This window comes from Paenibacillus sp. GCM10023252 (assembly GCF_042653305.1).
GTDB lineage: Bacteria > Bacillota > Bacilli > Paenibacillales > Paenibacillaceae > Pristimantibacillus.
In genome coordinates, this window is record NZ_JBHSHW010000038.1 from 80513 (window position 1) to 95277 (window position 14765).

Consider the following 14765-nt stretch of genomic DNA (forward strand, 5'->3'; position numbering starts at 1 on the left):
TGAGCTTATTAGCAGGAGGGTAACATGGGAGAGCAGCGAAGACCTGATGTTAGCAACATGACCGATATAGCGAGCTGGACGGTGCGAGATAAGGTGGGACAGCTGTTCGTATGCGGGTTCCACGGACATACAGCAAGCGAGGGGCTGTGTGAGCTCATTGAGCAATATGGATTAGGGGGAACGATCTACTTCTCCAGGAATATTATGAACGCGGAGCAGGTGCACACGCTGTCCAGCTCTATACAGAAGGTTGCGGAGGATGCCGGGCGGCCGCCCTTGTTCACTGCGATTGACCAGGAGGGAGGGATGGTTGCCCGACTAGTCGAGGGAGTAACGCTGATGCCCGGCAATATGGCCCTCGGAGCGACAGGATCTGATGAAGGAGCGCGAGAGACTGCGCGTGTATGTGGAGAGGAGCTGCGGCTGCTCGGAGTGAACATGAATTACGCTCCGTGCCTTGATGTGAACAATAATCCGAATAATCCGGTTATTAATGTCAGGTCCTACAGCGATCGTCCCGATCTGGTAAGCAGGCTCGGTACGGCTGCTGTGCTCGGGTATCAGTCAGCGGGCATTGCGGCTACGGTCAAGCACTTCCCAGGTCATGGAGATACAGATGTGGATTCCCATCGTGATCTGCCGGTCGTTGCCCACAGCCGTGAACGGCTGGACGCGGTAGAGCTCGTTCCATTCCGCGCGGCTATCTCGGCTGGGGCCGATGTCATCATGACGGCTCATGTATGCCTGCCTGTGCTTGATCCGTCTGGAGTTCCGTCTACCTTATCTGAACCGGTCATTACAGGGCTGCTTCGCGAGGAGCTTGGCTATGATGGGGTCGTCGTCACGGACTGCCTGGAGATGAATGCGATTGATACGTTCTATGGACCGGAGCAGGGAGCTGTCATGGCGCTGAAGGCTGGAGCAGATATGGTGCTCGTGAGCCATACGTTAGAGAAGCAGCGTGCAGCAATCGAAGCGGTCATTGCAGCGGTGGAGAGCGGCGAGCTGCCGCTGTCCCGTGTGGAGGAGGCTGCAGGCCGTGTTCTCAGGTTGAAGGAGAGAAGGACTCTCACTTATGAGCTTCAGCCATGGGAAGAGGTGGCAGGGCAGTTAGCTGCACCAGAGCATCGGGCAGTCGCGCAGCGCTGGAGCGAGGCTTCCGTCACCTTAGTGAAGGATGAGATGGGACTGCTACCACTCAGCAAGGACGCGAAGACGCTCGTGCTGTGGCCGGATATTGTTCCTGTCTCGGAAGCCGATGAGATGCTGGCAGGCGATGGAACGCTCGGAGCCAGCCTAGTGAAGCAGGGCTTCACTAGGCTCACCGAGCGCATCATGAGCAGCACGGAGCCGCTCGCAAGCCTTGAAGCGTTCGACCAGATTATCGTGGCTACCTATGATGCCGTTAAGCATCCGCTAGAGCGTCGTATCGCTGAGGAGGTTATCCGGTTAGCGGGGGAACGGTGCGTTATGGTATCCGTCCGCAATCCGCTCGACTTGACGGTCTATCCGAATGCCGCTGTCTATCTAGCCGTCTATGAATGCAGGTCGCTCGCGCTTGCTTCAGCGGCTAAGGCATTAGCCGGAGAGCTTCAGCCCCTCGGCCGGCTGCCGCTTGAGCTCTCGCCAGCCTACCCCTATGGGTGGAGCTGGGCAATAGCATCGGAGTAATCGGCCAAGGAGAGGGTTGGTACATGAGCATCTGGTGCATCGTGCCACTCCCTCAGGCTTAAGGCTCAGCGCTCAGCTCATCCAGCGTCATGCCTAGAGATGGGGCCATATGAGAGAGGAACCATTCGACCTCATCCATGCCCAGCTTCGCGAGCGCGAGCTCCGTCTGACCCTTAGCCACGGCGAATTCACGATTGCCGGATGACAATTCAGACACACACTTCAGATAAGCATCAAGCAAGTCGGCCGCCTTCACCATTCGTATGAGGGCGGCTTCTTCGTGCTCGGCCGCGTCTTGAATGAGCAGAGGCTCGTAGGACGGCTGAAGCTCAGCAGGCACCATGCTTAGCAGCCGCTCTGCCGCCATCGCTTCAATCTCCCTGAAGCTGGCCAGCATCTTAGGGTTGTGATGCTTGACCGGCGTCGGAATGTCGCCGGTGAACACTTCGGTTGCATCATGGAACAAGGCTAGTGTAACGGCTCGGTCGGAGTTCAGCTGCTTGCCATACACCCGATTCCCGATCTCGCATAGCATATGGGCCAGCAGAGCGACGTGGAACGTGTGCTCGGCGACATTGTCACGGGTGGTATTGCGCATTAAGCTCCAACGTTCGATGTACTTAAGTCTATACATGTAGGCGTAGAAATGACTATCCAATGCGGCTTCCGCTCCTTCTCTTGCTCTATGAATTCGTCTATCAGACATATGAATCGCGGTTCTGTCTATGTTATTATAAGGGTAAACCAGATAAGCGACTAGAGAGGAGCCTTACGTAACGATGCAGCACTTCGAAGACAGCGTGTACAAGCTAATAGTTGAAACCTCTACCAACCTCCCGGGTGACGTTCGCAAGGCCATTCGAGCAGCGAGCGAAGCCGAGGATCGGGCAACCCGTGCGGGTATGTCTCTATCAACGATTGCGAATAACATAGAGATGGCCGAGACGAAGGTCTCTCCCATCTGTCAAGATACAGGCATGCCTACCTTCATCGTTCATACGCCGGTAGGAGCGAATCAGATCATTATGAAGCAGAAGATTCGCAGCGCCATTGCCAGAGCAACGAAGGATGGCAAGCTTCGCACGAATTCCGTAGATTCGCTGACAGGTGCTAATACGGGAGATAACCTGGGGCCCGGCTCACCGGTCATTCACTTCGAGCAGTGGGAGAAGGAAGAGATTGATATTCGGTTGATCCTGAAGGGCGGAGGCTGTGAGAACAAGAATATTCAATACAGCCTGCCGATGGAGATTGAAGGACTTGGCAAGGCAGGGCGTGACCTGGACGGCATTCGCAAGTGCGTCATGCATGCGGTATATCAAGCGCAAGGACAAGGGTGCAGCGCCGGATTCATTGGGGTCGGCATCGGCGGTGACCGCACGACAGGCTACGAGCTGGCGAAGCAGCAGCTATTCCGCGCAGTCGACGATGTGAACCCGATTGCGGAGCTGGCTCAGCTGGAAGAGTACGTGCTGGACAATGCGAACAAGCTTGGCATCGGCACGATGGGCTTCGGCGGATCAGTTACGCTGCTGGGCTGCAAGGCGGGTGTCATGAATCGTCTGCCTGCAAGCTTCTTCGTATCGGTTGCGTACAATTGCTGGGCTTACCGCCGTCAGGGTGTACTGCTCAGCGCAGAGACCGGTGAGATCAGCGAGTGGATCTATCCTTCAGGCACTGAAGTGGCGATGAAGGATGAGAGAGCGACTGCTGCGGAGTCCGCGGATCAGCTTGCATCCGCTGGTGAAGATGCGCCGAAGAGCCGTGAAGTTGTTCTGAACATGCCGCTGTCGGAAGAGGACGTCCGTTCCCTTCGTGTTGGCGATATTGTCATCTTGAACGGCGAGATGCATACTGGCCGCGATGCGCTTCATAGCTATCTCATGAATCATGATTCTCCTGTAGATCTGAATGGTGCGGTCATCTACCACTGTGGTCCTGTGATGATGAAGGATGAAGAGGGCTGGCATGTGAAGGCGGCAGGACCGACTACGAGTATCCGCGAGGAGCCTTACCAAGGAGACATCATTAAGAAGTTCGGCATCCGCGCTGTCATCGGCAAGGGCGGTATGGGAGCGAAGACGCTCGCTGCCTTGCAAGAGCATGGCGGAGTATACCTGAACGCCATCGGCGGTGCGGCACAATATTATGCAGAATGCTTCAAGGCAGTGAACGGCGTCGACTTCATGGAGTTCGGCATTCCGGAAGCCATGTGGCATCTGCAGACAGAAGGCTTCGCAGCGATTGTGACGATGGACTCTCACGGCAACAGCTTGCATGCGGACGTTGAGAAGGATTCATTCGCCAAGCTGACGGAGTTCCGCGAGCCCGTCTTCAAGTAAGGGACGGAGCAGAGAGAGAGAGAGAGAGAGAGAGAGAGAGGGATGCGTTACGCGTAAGCTAGGCCTTGCCTTCAATGCCACTTTTGAACGGTGGATGTTTCTGATCATCCCAGGATCCTTAGTCCTGGGATTCTTTTTTGCCACTCAGCTGCAGCCTCTCATTCAGGCAGTCCCTTACCTGTTCGCCTATGTTACATTGACGATGGCGATAGGCTGTGGAGTGGAGCAGCTGCGTACGGTCATGAAGCGTCCTGGCATTATGCTATGGACCTTCTTCCTCGCTCATCTGCTGTCGCCGGCGATTGCTTATGGTCTAGGTGCAGCCTTATTCGGTGCACATTCACCCTATGTGATTGGCCTTGTGTTGTTCACCATTATTCCACTTGGTGTATCTACCGTGCTGTGGGTGAGCATGTCAGGAGGCAGCGTACCGCTCATGCTCGCTATGGTCGTGCTTGATTCCTTGCTTAGTCCTATCGTTGTGCCTATAGCCATTCAACTGCTATTCGATACTGCCATTGAAGTGAAGCCAGGTCCGATGATGATGGATCTGCTGCTCATTATCGTTCTTCCTACGCTGCTGGGCATTGGGCTGTATGAACTGAGCCGAGGCAAGCTGCAGGAGGCAGTCAAGCCTTATTCGGCTCCACTCTCGAAGCTCTGCTTCGTTGCCGTTGTTGCGCTTAATGCTTCTGCGATTGCCCCTCATATGGCACAGCTGCAAGAGGATATGATGAAGCTGATTCCGCTAGTAATCGTCCTGGTCGGAATCTGTTACGGAGTGGGGTATATCGGGACGATGCGATCAGACGCTAGAGAGACCCAGATCACCGTATCTTATGCAACCGGAATGAGGAACATATCTTTAGGGATAGTCCTTGCACTAGCGTATTTCAGTCCGCTTGCAGCGGTGCCGGTCGTGTTGTCCATCCTTATTCAGCAGCCGCTCGCCACCGTTCACCATTATCTTTTACACAATCTTAACAAAAACAAAGCTGGCGTAACCCCTGGAAGGTAGGTACGATAGTCCTTGTCAGTAAAACAAGCAGCGTAAGGAGAGGGACTTATTGAACAGCTTTCGCAACCGGTTGACGTTCATAATGATTATCATGATCGCGCTGTCGGTGAGCGCGGCGGGACTGATTATGGCGAAGACCTTCAAGGAGAATCACTTGAATGCGCTGGAAGACAGTATGATTCGAGAGATGAAGATTATTCTGGCGAAGATGGAGTGGAAGCAAGGTGAGCTTAGCGAATTGTTCCCTTACTTCACGGAGGAAGCGAAGAGCTTGAAGGGCTTCACCGGGGCGCGAGTCACCTTCGTGCGCGGTGATGGAACCGTGCTCGGGGACTCCGATCATGAGCCGGATACGATGGATAATCATGACAGCCGGGAGGAGATTGAGGAGGCACATACTAAGGGAGTAGGACGTGCCATTCGCAAGAGTGATACCGTCAATCAGAACTTGATGTATGTAGCCATCCCTACCTCGGACTCGCCGAATGCAGATATTATTCGCCTTGCTATGAGTCTCGACCAGGTAGAGGACAGCATTCGCCAGCTGTGGGTTGTCCTAATTGGGGGACTAATGCTGCTATTCATTGCTGCTGCATTGACCAGCTACCGAATCGCCCTGAGCCTCACTCGCCCGCTGGAGCAGATTACGAAGGTAGCGAAGCGAATCAAGAATATGGATTACCGGGCAAGGGTCAAGGTTGTCAAGCAGGACGAGATAGGGGAGCTTGGCAATGCCATTAATGCGATGGCCGATTCCCTTCATGTTCAGATGACCCGTATTCGGGAGAATGAGAGTCAGCTGGAGAGCGTCCTGGACAACATGATTAACGGTGTCGTCATGATTGACCGGACGGGTCGGATTCAATTAATGAATCGCCGTGCGGAAGAGGTGCTTGGCTTCTCAGCGAGGGAGCTCGTTGGGCGGCATTATGCGGAAGCGAAGCAGCAATACGAGCTGTCGCAGATTATTCAGGAGAGCCTGGAGCTTAAGGAGCATATTCGTGAGGAGATTACCTTCTACTTCCCTGAGGAACGGCTGCTTGAGCTTAATCTCGTGCCTATCGAGCAAGAGGGCCATGAGTTCTCTGGCGTGCTGCTCGTGCTTCAGGATGTATCCGCGATCCGGCGGCTTGAGAGAATGAGAAGCGAGTTCGTGGCGAACGTCTCCCATGAGTTGAAGACGCCTATCGCCGCTGTGAAGGGATTCGCAGAGACTCTTCTGGGCGGCGCGGTCAAGGATGAAGAGACGGCTCGTTCCTTCCTTCAGATTATTTTCGACGAGAGTGACCGCTTGAACAGGCTGATTGGAGATATACTCGAGCTGTCCAAGATTGAGTCCCGGAGAGTGCCGCTCATCTTCTCACCAGTTGAGATGGATTCCTTCATGGAGAAGACGGTTAAGCTCATGGAGTCGGAGGCGGCTCGCAAGCTCGTTCATGTTCAGGTGCAGCAGGAGAGCGGGCTGTATGTGGAAGCGGATGAGGATCGGCTCAGGCAGATTATGATGAATCTGATGTCGAATGGAATCAATTACACGCCTGAAGGCGGCAAGGTCATGGTCAAGATGGAGAGCCTGGGAGAGGATCATATCCGAATTGAGATATCCGATACCGGAATAGGCATTCCGAAGAAGGACTTGCCGCGAATCTTCGAGAGGTTCTACCGGGTGGACAAGGCCAGATCACGCAGTTCAGGCGGCACTGGGCTCGGTCTATCGATAGTGAAGCATCTAGTCGAGCTCCATAGAGGCACGATTACGGTAGACAGTACGGTAGGCGTGGGATCGACATTCACCATCATTCTTCCTGTACTGCAATAGAGGAATGGCTGTGCGCTGCAGCATTCATCGAAATTCATTTACCCATTCTTCACGAAATCATGATAAAATAAGCTTGTCTATGACAAGTAAGAATGACGCGGGGCCGTCTGTTAAGGGGGCCAATACGCGAATGCTGGGGGTACTTATGTCGCATAAAGTGCTTGTAATCGAAGACGAACCGACATTAGCACGCCTTCTGTCGTACAATCTGTCGCAGGAAGGGTATGAGACGACGGTAATCGACCATGGTGCGGAAGGATTGCAGACCGCGCTTGGTCGCAGCTTCGATCTCATTATACTAGATATTATGCTGCCGGGCATGAACGGCTTCGAGATTCTGACACGGCTCAGGCAGAATGGGATTCGAATTCCCGTCATTATTCTGACTGCACGCAATGCGGAGGAAGAGGTTGTTCAAGGCCTTAAGCATGGAGCAGATGATTACATTACGAAGCCGTTCGGAGTGGCGGAGCTGCTCGCCAGAGTATCTGCTGTACTGCGGAGAACGCAGCTCGATGATGCGAAGCCTGCAGATACACCGGAGAAGGTCATTACAGCAGGTGACTTATTCATCTATCCGGAGAAGTATGAAGTAGTGCTCGGTGGAGAGACCGTACCTCTTAGACCGAAGGAATTCGAAGTGCTGCTCTACCTCGTTCAGCGGCCGGGAATGGTCATTACGAGAGATGATCTGATGAATGTCGTATGGGGCTTCGATTATATCGGGGGACAGCGTACGGTAGACGTTCACGTCAGTTCCTTGCGCAAGAAGCTGGAGCTCGGTCAGCAATCTGTGCAGATTGAATCCATTCGCGGCGTTGGCTATAAGCTGGTTATGCCGAAGAAGCTCGTTACACCTAAGGGTTAGGTGAACGAGCTTCTTTTCTTATTGTCCTAGCCAGGGCAGCACTGAATTATTGCCCCTTCCACGCTAACATCTTGCGCTGGAACTCCTTCGGAGAGCAGGCATTGTACTTCTTGAACATCTTGTAGAAGTGGGCCATGTTCGGCATACCTATCCGTTCTCCTACGGCGGAGATGCTCAGATCCTTCGTGAGCAGAATGCGCTCAGCCCACTTGATCTTGCGATAGTTCACATACTCGGTGAAGGACAGGCCAATCGACTTTTTGAAAAACTTCACGAAATAATAGTAGCTCATATTCGCGATTCTACATACTTCTTCAACCTGGATTCGATCCATCAGATGATCCTCGACATAATCAAGCACGGACTTCAGCCGAAGCCTCTCGAAGTCTTCTTGCCGAACCAGCACGTTGCGGGTGTCATTGCGCAGCAGCAGCAGCAGAATCTGCTTAATGAGCATGTTCACCGCCAGCTCATACCCAGTCTCCTTGCGAGTCGCTTCAGCAAGAATCTCTCTCACGCAATCTGTGACACGATTCTTCACCTCTATATTCTCTTGGAATATATAGTTGGCTTGACTTAGTGGATTCTGACCTTCGGCAAAATAACGCATATAAGGAATCGTGCTCTGATCAAAAAATTGTTCGATATCCACTTGTAGACATATATAGTTAAGAACGCCTTGACTGCGGTCTCGGTGGAGCTGCGACGCCCCGATCAGCATCACATCTCCTGCCTGTAGATGGAACTCTTCCTCTTCCAGATAGACATCCAGCTTGCCTTCCAGAACAAGGAGCATCTCAAGCTGTCTGTGATAATGCCAGTTCGTAAAGCCTTCCCGAATACGATTAGGCTGAAACACGCGCAAGGACAAAAGAGGGTTCTCATAAGCTACCTTCTCATTAAAGACTTCCATACCAAGATCCCCCTGTTGCCAAAATCGCATAAAAGATTGTCTAGTTTCAATGATATACTTATTGTAGTGCCTGATGTAACCTATAAGCAAGTATGAGTACGATGAAGTGTCAATAATATAAAGAAATTGGATGGTGAATTCCTTGTCAAAGGTACGTGTAGGAATTATCGGCTGCGGCGGAATTGCAAACGGCAAACATATGCCAAGCCTGGCTACAGTAAATGATGCAGAAATGGTCGCATTCTGTGACCTTGAGATTGGACGAGCAGAGGAAGCGAAGGCAAAGTTCGGTACGGCTGACGCTGCTGTCTACGAAGATTACACCTCCATGCTAAGTGACTCAACGATCGATGTCATTCATGTATGTACGCCGAATGATTCCCATGCAGAGATCACGATTGCAGCTCTTGAGGCAGGCAAGCATGTCCTATGCGAGAAGCCGATGGCGAAGACAGCAGCGGATGCACGCCGTATGCTGGAAGTGGCTAAGCGTACCGGGAAGAAGCTTAGCATTGGCTACCAGAACCGTTACCGTGCTGACAGCCGTTATCTGAAGCAAGCATGCTCTGATGGTGAGCTGGGCGAGATCTACTATGCGAAGGCCCATGCGATCCGTCGTCGTGCCGTGCCTACTTGGGGTGTATTCCTCGATGAGGAGAAGCAAGGCGGAGGCCCGCTTATTGATATCGGTACCCATGCGCTTGATCTAGCGCTGTGGATGATGGACAACTACAAGCCGAAGACGGTCCTAGGCCGTACTTACCACAAGCTGTCCCAGACAGAGAATGCAGCGAACGCTTGGGGTCCTTGGGATCCAGCGAAGTTCACGGTTGAAGATTCCGCATTCGCCATGATTACGATGGAGAACGGAGCTTCAATCGTACTTGAATCCTCATGGGCACTGAATTCCCTTGAGGTTGACGAGGCGAAGGTGTCCCTGCACGGCACGAAGGCAGGCGCGGACATGAAGGACGGGCTGCGCTTCAATGGTGAGCACAACAGCCGTCTGTATGTGAACAAGGTTGAGATGAACAGCGGCGGCGTGGCGTTCTACGACGGTGCCTCATCCGACAATGCATCGGACCTGGAAGCCCATACTTGGATCAGTGCCGTTAAGAACGACACGGATCTCGTAGTAACTCCTGAGCAGGCGCTTGTCGTATCCGAGATTCTTGAAGCGATCTATGAATCCTCCCGTACGGGCAAGGCTGTTGAGTTCAATAACTAGGGATTGTTCCTGTGTAAAAATTAAAAAATGCCGTTCCGCGTTAATCGCGGGCGGCATTTTTTGTTGTGCAGAGGGATTCAAGTGATTAATGCAGCAGACGTGAAGCTTCAAATTCCTCACGTATGGCTGCGAGCAGCTGCGGACTGTGGAATACGTCGTAAGCGGTTCCTGCCAGCACCTTCGCGCTGAAGATCATACGGTCCAGTGCTTGCTCTGTCATAGCTGCATCGCGGAAGCCTTCCGTATGGAGCAGCAGCCGCTCCTCCACCACCTTCACATAAGGATGAATGGCTGGACATCGAGCGGATACATTACCCAGATCTAGGGAACCATGGTCTTGACCGGACCCAATCTCCTCCGGAGAGACTCCTGCTTCCATTAGATTCGCAGTGAACTGGTCGGAGAGGGTCCGGTTCGTATGAAGCTCGTCATAGGAGTATTCATAGTTGTTCATCTGAAGCGTACACCCGGTCCCAAGAGCCGCTCCTTCAGCGCAGCGAATGACCTTCGCGGTCAACTCATCGGTGTAAGCTCTGGAATGCGAGCGAACGTAGAACTTGGCCGAAGCATAATCGGGAATAATGTTAGGAGCACTCCCGCCATGATCAATAATGCCGTGCAGGCGCGCGCTGCTCCGCGTCTGTTGTCTAAGGGCGTTCACGCTGCTGAATAATTGAAGGACAGCATCAAGCGCATTCACTCCCTCATAGGGGGATGCAGCTGCATGAGCGGCTTGCCCGAAGAACTCGAACTGGATGGCATCGAGTGCAAGTGAGTTCCCAGACCGCTCGAAGGTATAATAAGGATGAGCCATTAAGGCGAAGTCACAATCATCGAATAACCCGGCGGCGGACATCGGGACCTTCGCGCCCTTCGTCTCCTCAGCCGGTGTGCCATATACTCGAATGGTTCCGCCGAGTTCATCTAATACACCCTTCAGACCGACGGCAGCTGCTAGACTCATGATACAGATCATATGATGTCCGCAGGCATGACCCAGATCAGGCAAGGCATCATACTCGCACAGGAAGGCGACAGTCGGTCCCGGCTTACTTGAGGTGTAGGAGCCAATGAACGCAGTTGTGAGACCTAGCGGCTGCCGCTCAACTGTGAATCCATGGCGTTCCAGCTCCTTGATGAGCAAGGCGCTCGCCTTGAATTCTTGATGGCCAAGCTCCGGGTTAGCTCCGATTGTTCGAGAGAGCTGCTTGAAGGACTCAGCGTGATTATCAATTAGGGAGGATAGAGTTTTCTTGTTTCCTGACATTTGTTTAGTATGCTCCTTTGGCGAGATATGTGAAGGTATAACCAATACTGGAATATATTTGATTGTATAGCATTCAGACACATGAATAATTATGCGAAAATAGTTGTAATTATTGATGTACGTTTTTATAATAGGATAGTTCACTGTTAAATACAAACTCAGAGGAGAGACACAACATGAGAAAATCATTACTTCTATTACTTGCTGTTATGCTGGTCACTGTGCTAGCCGCTTGCGGGGCGAAGAAAGAAGATAATCAAGGAGCCGGAGATGGCAATACGAGCGGGGCAGGAGCTAGCAAGAAGACGATCGTGCTCGGAACTAGTGCTGACTATGCTCCATATGAATTCCACAAAAAAATCGATGGCAAGGACCAAATTGTAGGCTTCGATATTGAGATTGCGAAGGAAATTGCCAAGGATATGGGCGCTAAGCTGGAAATCCAGGATATGAAGTTCGACGGCTTGCTGCTTGCCTTGAATGCGGACAAGGTGGATATGGTCATATCGGGAATGACTCCGACTGAAGATCGCAAGAAGAATGTAGACTTCTCTGATATTTATTATATGGCTAAGCAAGCGGTAATGGTTAAAGCTGACAATAAGGCAGGGCTAAAGACTGACGAGGATCTTAAAGGCAAGAAGATTGGTGTTCAAAAGGGTTCCATTCAAGAAGGAATTGCTAAGGAAATTCAAGGTGCGAAGCTTACTTCGCTGTCTAAGATTACTGAACTCGTCCTTGAGCTGAAGTCGGGTCGTGTCGATGCGATTATCGTTGAGCTTCCTGTTGCTGAGCAATATGCGAAGAAGGGGGACTACTCTATTCCTTTCAACGTGAATGTGGAAGAGGGCGGCTCTGCTATTGCAATTAAGAAGGGGAATTCAGAGGTTCTTGAGTCTGTCAACAAGACGCTGAAAAGACTGAAGGAAGACGGCTTAATCGACAGATTTGTCGTAGAAGCTAATGAACTGGTTGAATAATCAGCGAATTGGAGTGTAATAAAATTATGGATTTTACGTTTTTACCAGATTATTATTCCTATTTCCTTAATGGGGCTTGGAAGACACTGCAGCTATCCTTCTTCTCCGTTATCGCGGGAACGCTGCTTGGTGTGTTGGTAGCACTGATGAGACTTTCTTCCAATTGGATCCTTAAGGCAATCTCAGCTACTTATGTTGAGATCATTCGCGGGACTCCAATGCTTGTTCAAATATTCATTATCTATTATGGTCTGGCTGAATTCGGTATTGTCATGTCTGCCTTCGTGTCTGGAATATTCGCATTATCGCTTAACATAGCGGCGTATATGTCGGAGGTGTTCCGTGCAGGTATAGATGCGATTGACAAAGGTCAGATGGAGGCGGCTCGATCCCTTGGGATGACCAGATCGATGGCTATGCGGCATATTATTCTTCCGCAAGCGTTCCGCAATATGCTGCCTGCTATCGGCAACGAGTTCATCGTTATTATCAAAGACTCTTCACTTGTATCTGTAATCGGAATTGGTGAATTAATGTACAATGCAGATGTAGTGCGCGGCGTAACCTTCATCCCGCTTGAGCCGCTCTTAGTCGCTGCCCTGATCTATCTCATCATGACGTTCACGCTCTCCAAGCTGCTTGGACGACTGGAAAGGAAGCTGAAGAGAAGTGCTTAAGGTTAGAGGGTTACGCAAATCTTTCGGTAAGAATGAGATACTGAAAGGTATAGACACAGATATTGCTCAAGGTGAAGTCGTCGTTGTGATTGGACCCAGCGGATCCGGGAAGAGCACGTTCCTGCGCTGCCTCAATCGATTGGAAGAGCCGACTGAAGGAGAGATCTGGTTCGAGGATGTGCAGGTGACGTCCAGGGAGAGGGAGCTTAATGCCATTCGTCAGAAGATGGGTATGGTGTTCCAGCACTTCAATCTGTTCCCGCATAAGACGGTACTGGAGAACCTCACTCTTGCGCCTAAGCTGCTCAAGAACGAAGGGGGCCAGGATGTTGAAGGCTTCGCTATGGAGCTGCTTCGAACGGTAGGCTTGGAAGACAAGAAGGATGCTTACCCGGCTAGATTGTCCGGCGGTCAGAAGCAGCGAATTGCCATTGCAAGGGCGCTTGCTATGAAGCCGAGTGTGATGCTCTTCGACGAACCTACTTCGGCGCTTGACCCCGAGATGGTTGGGGAAGTGCTCGACGTGATGAAGCGTCTGGCCAGCCAAGGGATGACGATGGTCATTGTGACTCATGAGATGGGCTTTGCGCGCGAGGTGGGAGACCGGCTGTTGTTCATGGATGGCGGTGTTATTGTAGAGGAAGGACTGCCTAGAGAAGTGTTTGCTGCCCCTAAGCATCCACGAACTCGGGATTTCTTAAGCAAGGTATTATAGATATATGGATGAAAATAAGGACTGCACGCGATATCCGGCACTTTGCTGAATCGCGTGCAGTCCTTTTCATTTGAGAATGTACTTGGAAGTGAAGATTAGCATTATGGCTCTTGCTTAGTTGCTTCTTGGCTCAGTTCTGCTAATGATTTGATTTTGCCATGAGGATGCTGACTATGCTTTCGTGTATTCCACTTGTTCTCACGGCGATTCTTAGAGGATGTCATGAGGCTTACCTCCTTTCTTCATATGAAGGATAGCTTGTCATAATCGCAGTCTCTTCATGTGTGTATAGTACTGCCGGATGCTGGATGAACCCCTTACAGATGCATAAAACAGTGCGCACAAGGAGAAAACAAACATGGAACAAAAACTACGATAAAGTGAGGGCGCTGGAATGAAAAAAATCGCAACATTATTGACGATTTTCACTTGTGTGGCACTGTTACTCGCGGTTCCTGTATTTGCAGAGAAGATGGATCACAGCTCCACTACGAACAACTACGGGACGAAGTCAAGTGGGACTTACGGCTCAAGCATGAATGGAACAGGGCAATACGGAACAAGATCGTATGATAATAACAACGGTACAATGAATTCGTATGGAACGAACCCTGTGAAAAACACGTACAGAGCTGCAGCGGCAGCCGATGATGATTTCGATTGGGGCTGGCTCGGTCTGCTTGGTCTAATTGGTCTTGCTGGTCTGAAGGGCCGCGATCGCGAACGCACCTAGGATGGCCATGATAAGGGGCTGGCTGCGGTCAGCCCTTTTTCTGTTTATGAGGGCATGGTAAATAATACCTCTGGTCAAATGGTGGAGTAAGTGGTACATTATTAGTCCGGCCTCAGAAACCGGGTTGAAGACAAAATAATTAAAATAACTGTTGCAATAGTTGTTGAGACGTGATATATTGTAAATCTTGCTTCTAATGGAATGTTTGGTAACAAACATGAAGTGAATATAATTACAATTATCAATTCTAATTGGAATTAATTACAACTTGCAATGACGAAGCGGACATGTTATTCTATAACTCCTGTCGCAAACAAATGCTGCAGAGAAGTTAAAGTAATTGTTCTTTGAAAACTGAACAACGAGTGAAACTGCCCCGATAAAAGGTTTGCGTAGCAAACATTGCTTCGTAAGCATTTATCGGAAAGCAATAAAGCTAGCAAGTCTTTAAGAGCTACAAACAAACCATTATGGAGAGTTTGATCCTGGCTCAGGACGAACGCTGGCGGCGTGCCTAATACATGCAAGTCGAGC

Annotated in this window: 14 protein-coding genes and 1 rRNA gene; 11 read left to right on the forward strand and 4 right to left on the reverse strand. The window is 51.1% G+C overall.

Going from position 1 to position 14765, the window contains the following annotated elements; all coding sequences use genetic code 11:
* The first annotated feature begins 24 nt into the window (after positions 1 to 24).
* Positions 25 to 1671: a glycoside hydrolase family 3 protein gene (locus tag ACFO9Q_RS21505; protein WP_379185637.1), complete on the forward strand. Its 1647-nt coding sequence runs from the start codon at positions 25 to 27 to the stop codon at positions 1669 to 1671.
* A 58-nt stretch (positions 1672 to 1729) separates the two neighbouring features.
* Here the strand turns inward: ACFO9Q_RS21505 and yfbR are convergent, their stop codons facing one another.
* Positions 1730 to 2329, reverse strand: coding sequence for a 5'-deoxynucleotidase (gene yfbR, locus ACFO9Q_RS21510; RefSeq protein ID WP_379185638.1), 600 nt, complete (start codon positions 2327 to 2329; stop codon positions 1730 to 1732).
* 121 nt (positions 2330 to 2450) lie between these two features.
* Between yfbR and ACFO9Q_RS21515 the strand changes: the two genes are divergently transcribed.
* From ACFO9Q_RS21515 to ACFO9Q_RS21530, 4 genes are all read left to right on the forward strand, one after another.
* Complete coding sequence (locus ACFO9Q_RS21515; protein ID WP_379185639.1) at positions 2451 to 4013, forward strand: fumarate hydratase; 1563 nt, start codon at positions 2451 to 2453, stop codon at positions 4011 to 4013.
* A 94-nt stretch (positions 4014 to 4107) separates the two neighbouring features.
* Positions 4108 to 5031: a bile acid:sodium symporter family protein gene (locus tag ACFO9Q_RS21520; RefSeq protein ID WP_379185640.1), complete on the forward strand. Its 924-nt coding sequence runs from the start codon at positions 4108 to 4110 to the stop codon at positions 5029 to 5031.
* Between the two features lie 49 nt (positions 5032 to 5080).
* Entirely contained in the window at positions 5081 to 6850 is a 1770-nt protein-coding gene (gene pnpS, locus ACFO9Q_RS21525) for a two-component system histidine kinase PnpS (protein ID WP_379185641.1), read from the forward strand.
* Positions 6851 to 6995: 145 nt separating this feature from the next.
* A complete protein-coding gene (locus ACFO9Q_RS21530) occupies positions 6996 to 7718 on the forward strand; it encodes a response regulator transcription factor (protein WP_379185653.1) in 723 nt (240 codons plus the stop codon).
* Positions 7719 to 7764: 46 nt separating this feature from the next.
* Here ACFO9Q_RS21530 and ACFO9Q_RS21535 read toward each other — a convergent pair whose 3' ends face one another.
* Positions 7765 to 8631, reverse strand: coding sequence for an AraC family transcriptional regulator (locus ACFO9Q_RS21535; RefSeq protein ID WP_379185642.1), 867 nt, complete (start codon positions 8629 to 8631; stop codon positions 7765 to 7767).
* A gap of 142 nt (positions 8632 to 8773) precedes the next feature.
* On the opposite strand from ACFO9Q_RS21535, the gene ACFO9Q_RS21540 reads away from it, so the two are divergent.
* Positions 8774 to 9859 (forward strand): Gfo/Idh/MocA family protein, encoded by a 1086-nt coding sequence (locus tag ACFO9Q_RS21540; protein ID WP_379185643.1) that lies wholly within the window; start codon positions 8774 to 8776, stop codon positions 9857 to 9859.
* Positions 9860 to 9944: 85 nt separating this feature from the next.
* Here ACFO9Q_RS21540 and ACFO9Q_RS21545 read toward each other — a convergent pair whose 3' ends face one another.
* Positions 9945 to 11126 (reverse strand): M20 family metallopeptidase, encoded by a 1182-nt coding sequence (locus ACFO9Q_RS21545; protein ID WP_379185644.1) that lies wholly within the window; start codon positions 11124 to 11126, stop codon positions 9945 to 9947.
* A gap of 176 nt (positions 11127 to 11302) precedes the next feature.
* Between ACFO9Q_RS21545 and ACFO9Q_RS21550 the strand changes: the two genes are divergently transcribed.
* The 3 genes from ACFO9Q_RS21550 to ACFO9Q_RS21560 are packed head-to-tail and all read left to right on the forward strand — an operon-like array spanning position 11303 to position 13498.
* Complete coding sequence (locus ACFO9Q_RS21550) at positions 11303 to 12106, forward strand: transporter substrate-binding domain-containing protein (RefSeq protein ID WP_379185645.1); 804 nt, start codon at positions 11303 to 11305, stop codon at positions 12104 to 12106.
* A gap of 26 nt (positions 12107 to 12132) precedes the next feature.
* Positions 12133 to 12783 carry an amino acid ABC transporter permease gene (locus ACFO9Q_RS21555; RefSeq protein WP_379185646.1) on the forward strand — a complete coding sequence of 217 codons (651 nt, stop codon included), beginning with the start codon at positions 12133 to 12135 and terminating at the stop codon, positions 12781 to 12783.
* Complete coding sequence (locus tag ACFO9Q_RS21560; RefSeq protein ID WP_379185647.1) at positions 12776 to 13498, forward strand: amino acid ABC transporter ATP-binding protein; 723 nt, start codon at positions 12776 to 12778, stop codon at positions 13496 to 13498. Before ACFO9Q_RS21555 ends, ACFO9Q_RS21560 begins: the two co-directional genes overlap by 8 nt.
* Before the next feature lie 101 nt (positions 13499 to 13599).
* Here the strand turns inward: ACFO9Q_RS21560 and ACFO9Q_RS21565 are convergent, their stop codons facing one another.
* Positions 13600 to 13722 carry a DUF6254 family protein gene (locus ACFO9Q_RS21565; RefSeq protein WP_379185648.1) on the reverse strand — a complete coding sequence of 41 codons (123 nt, stop codon included), beginning with the start codon at positions 13720 to 13722 and terminating at the stop codon, positions 13600 to 13602.
* 170 nt (positions 13723 to 13892) lie between these two features.
* On the opposite strand from ACFO9Q_RS21565, the gene ACFO9Q_RS21570 reads away from it, so the two are divergent.
* Complete coding sequence (locus ACFO9Q_RS21570; RefSeq protein ID WP_379185649.1) at positions 13893 to 14231, forward strand: WGxxGxxG family protein; 339 nt, start codon at positions 13893 to 13895, stop codon at positions 14229 to 14231.
* Between the two features lie 467 nt (positions 14232 to 14698).
* Positions 14699 to 14765: ribosomal RNA gene (locus ACFO9Q_RS21575) — 16S ribosomal RNA — on the forward strand; the annotation flags it as partial.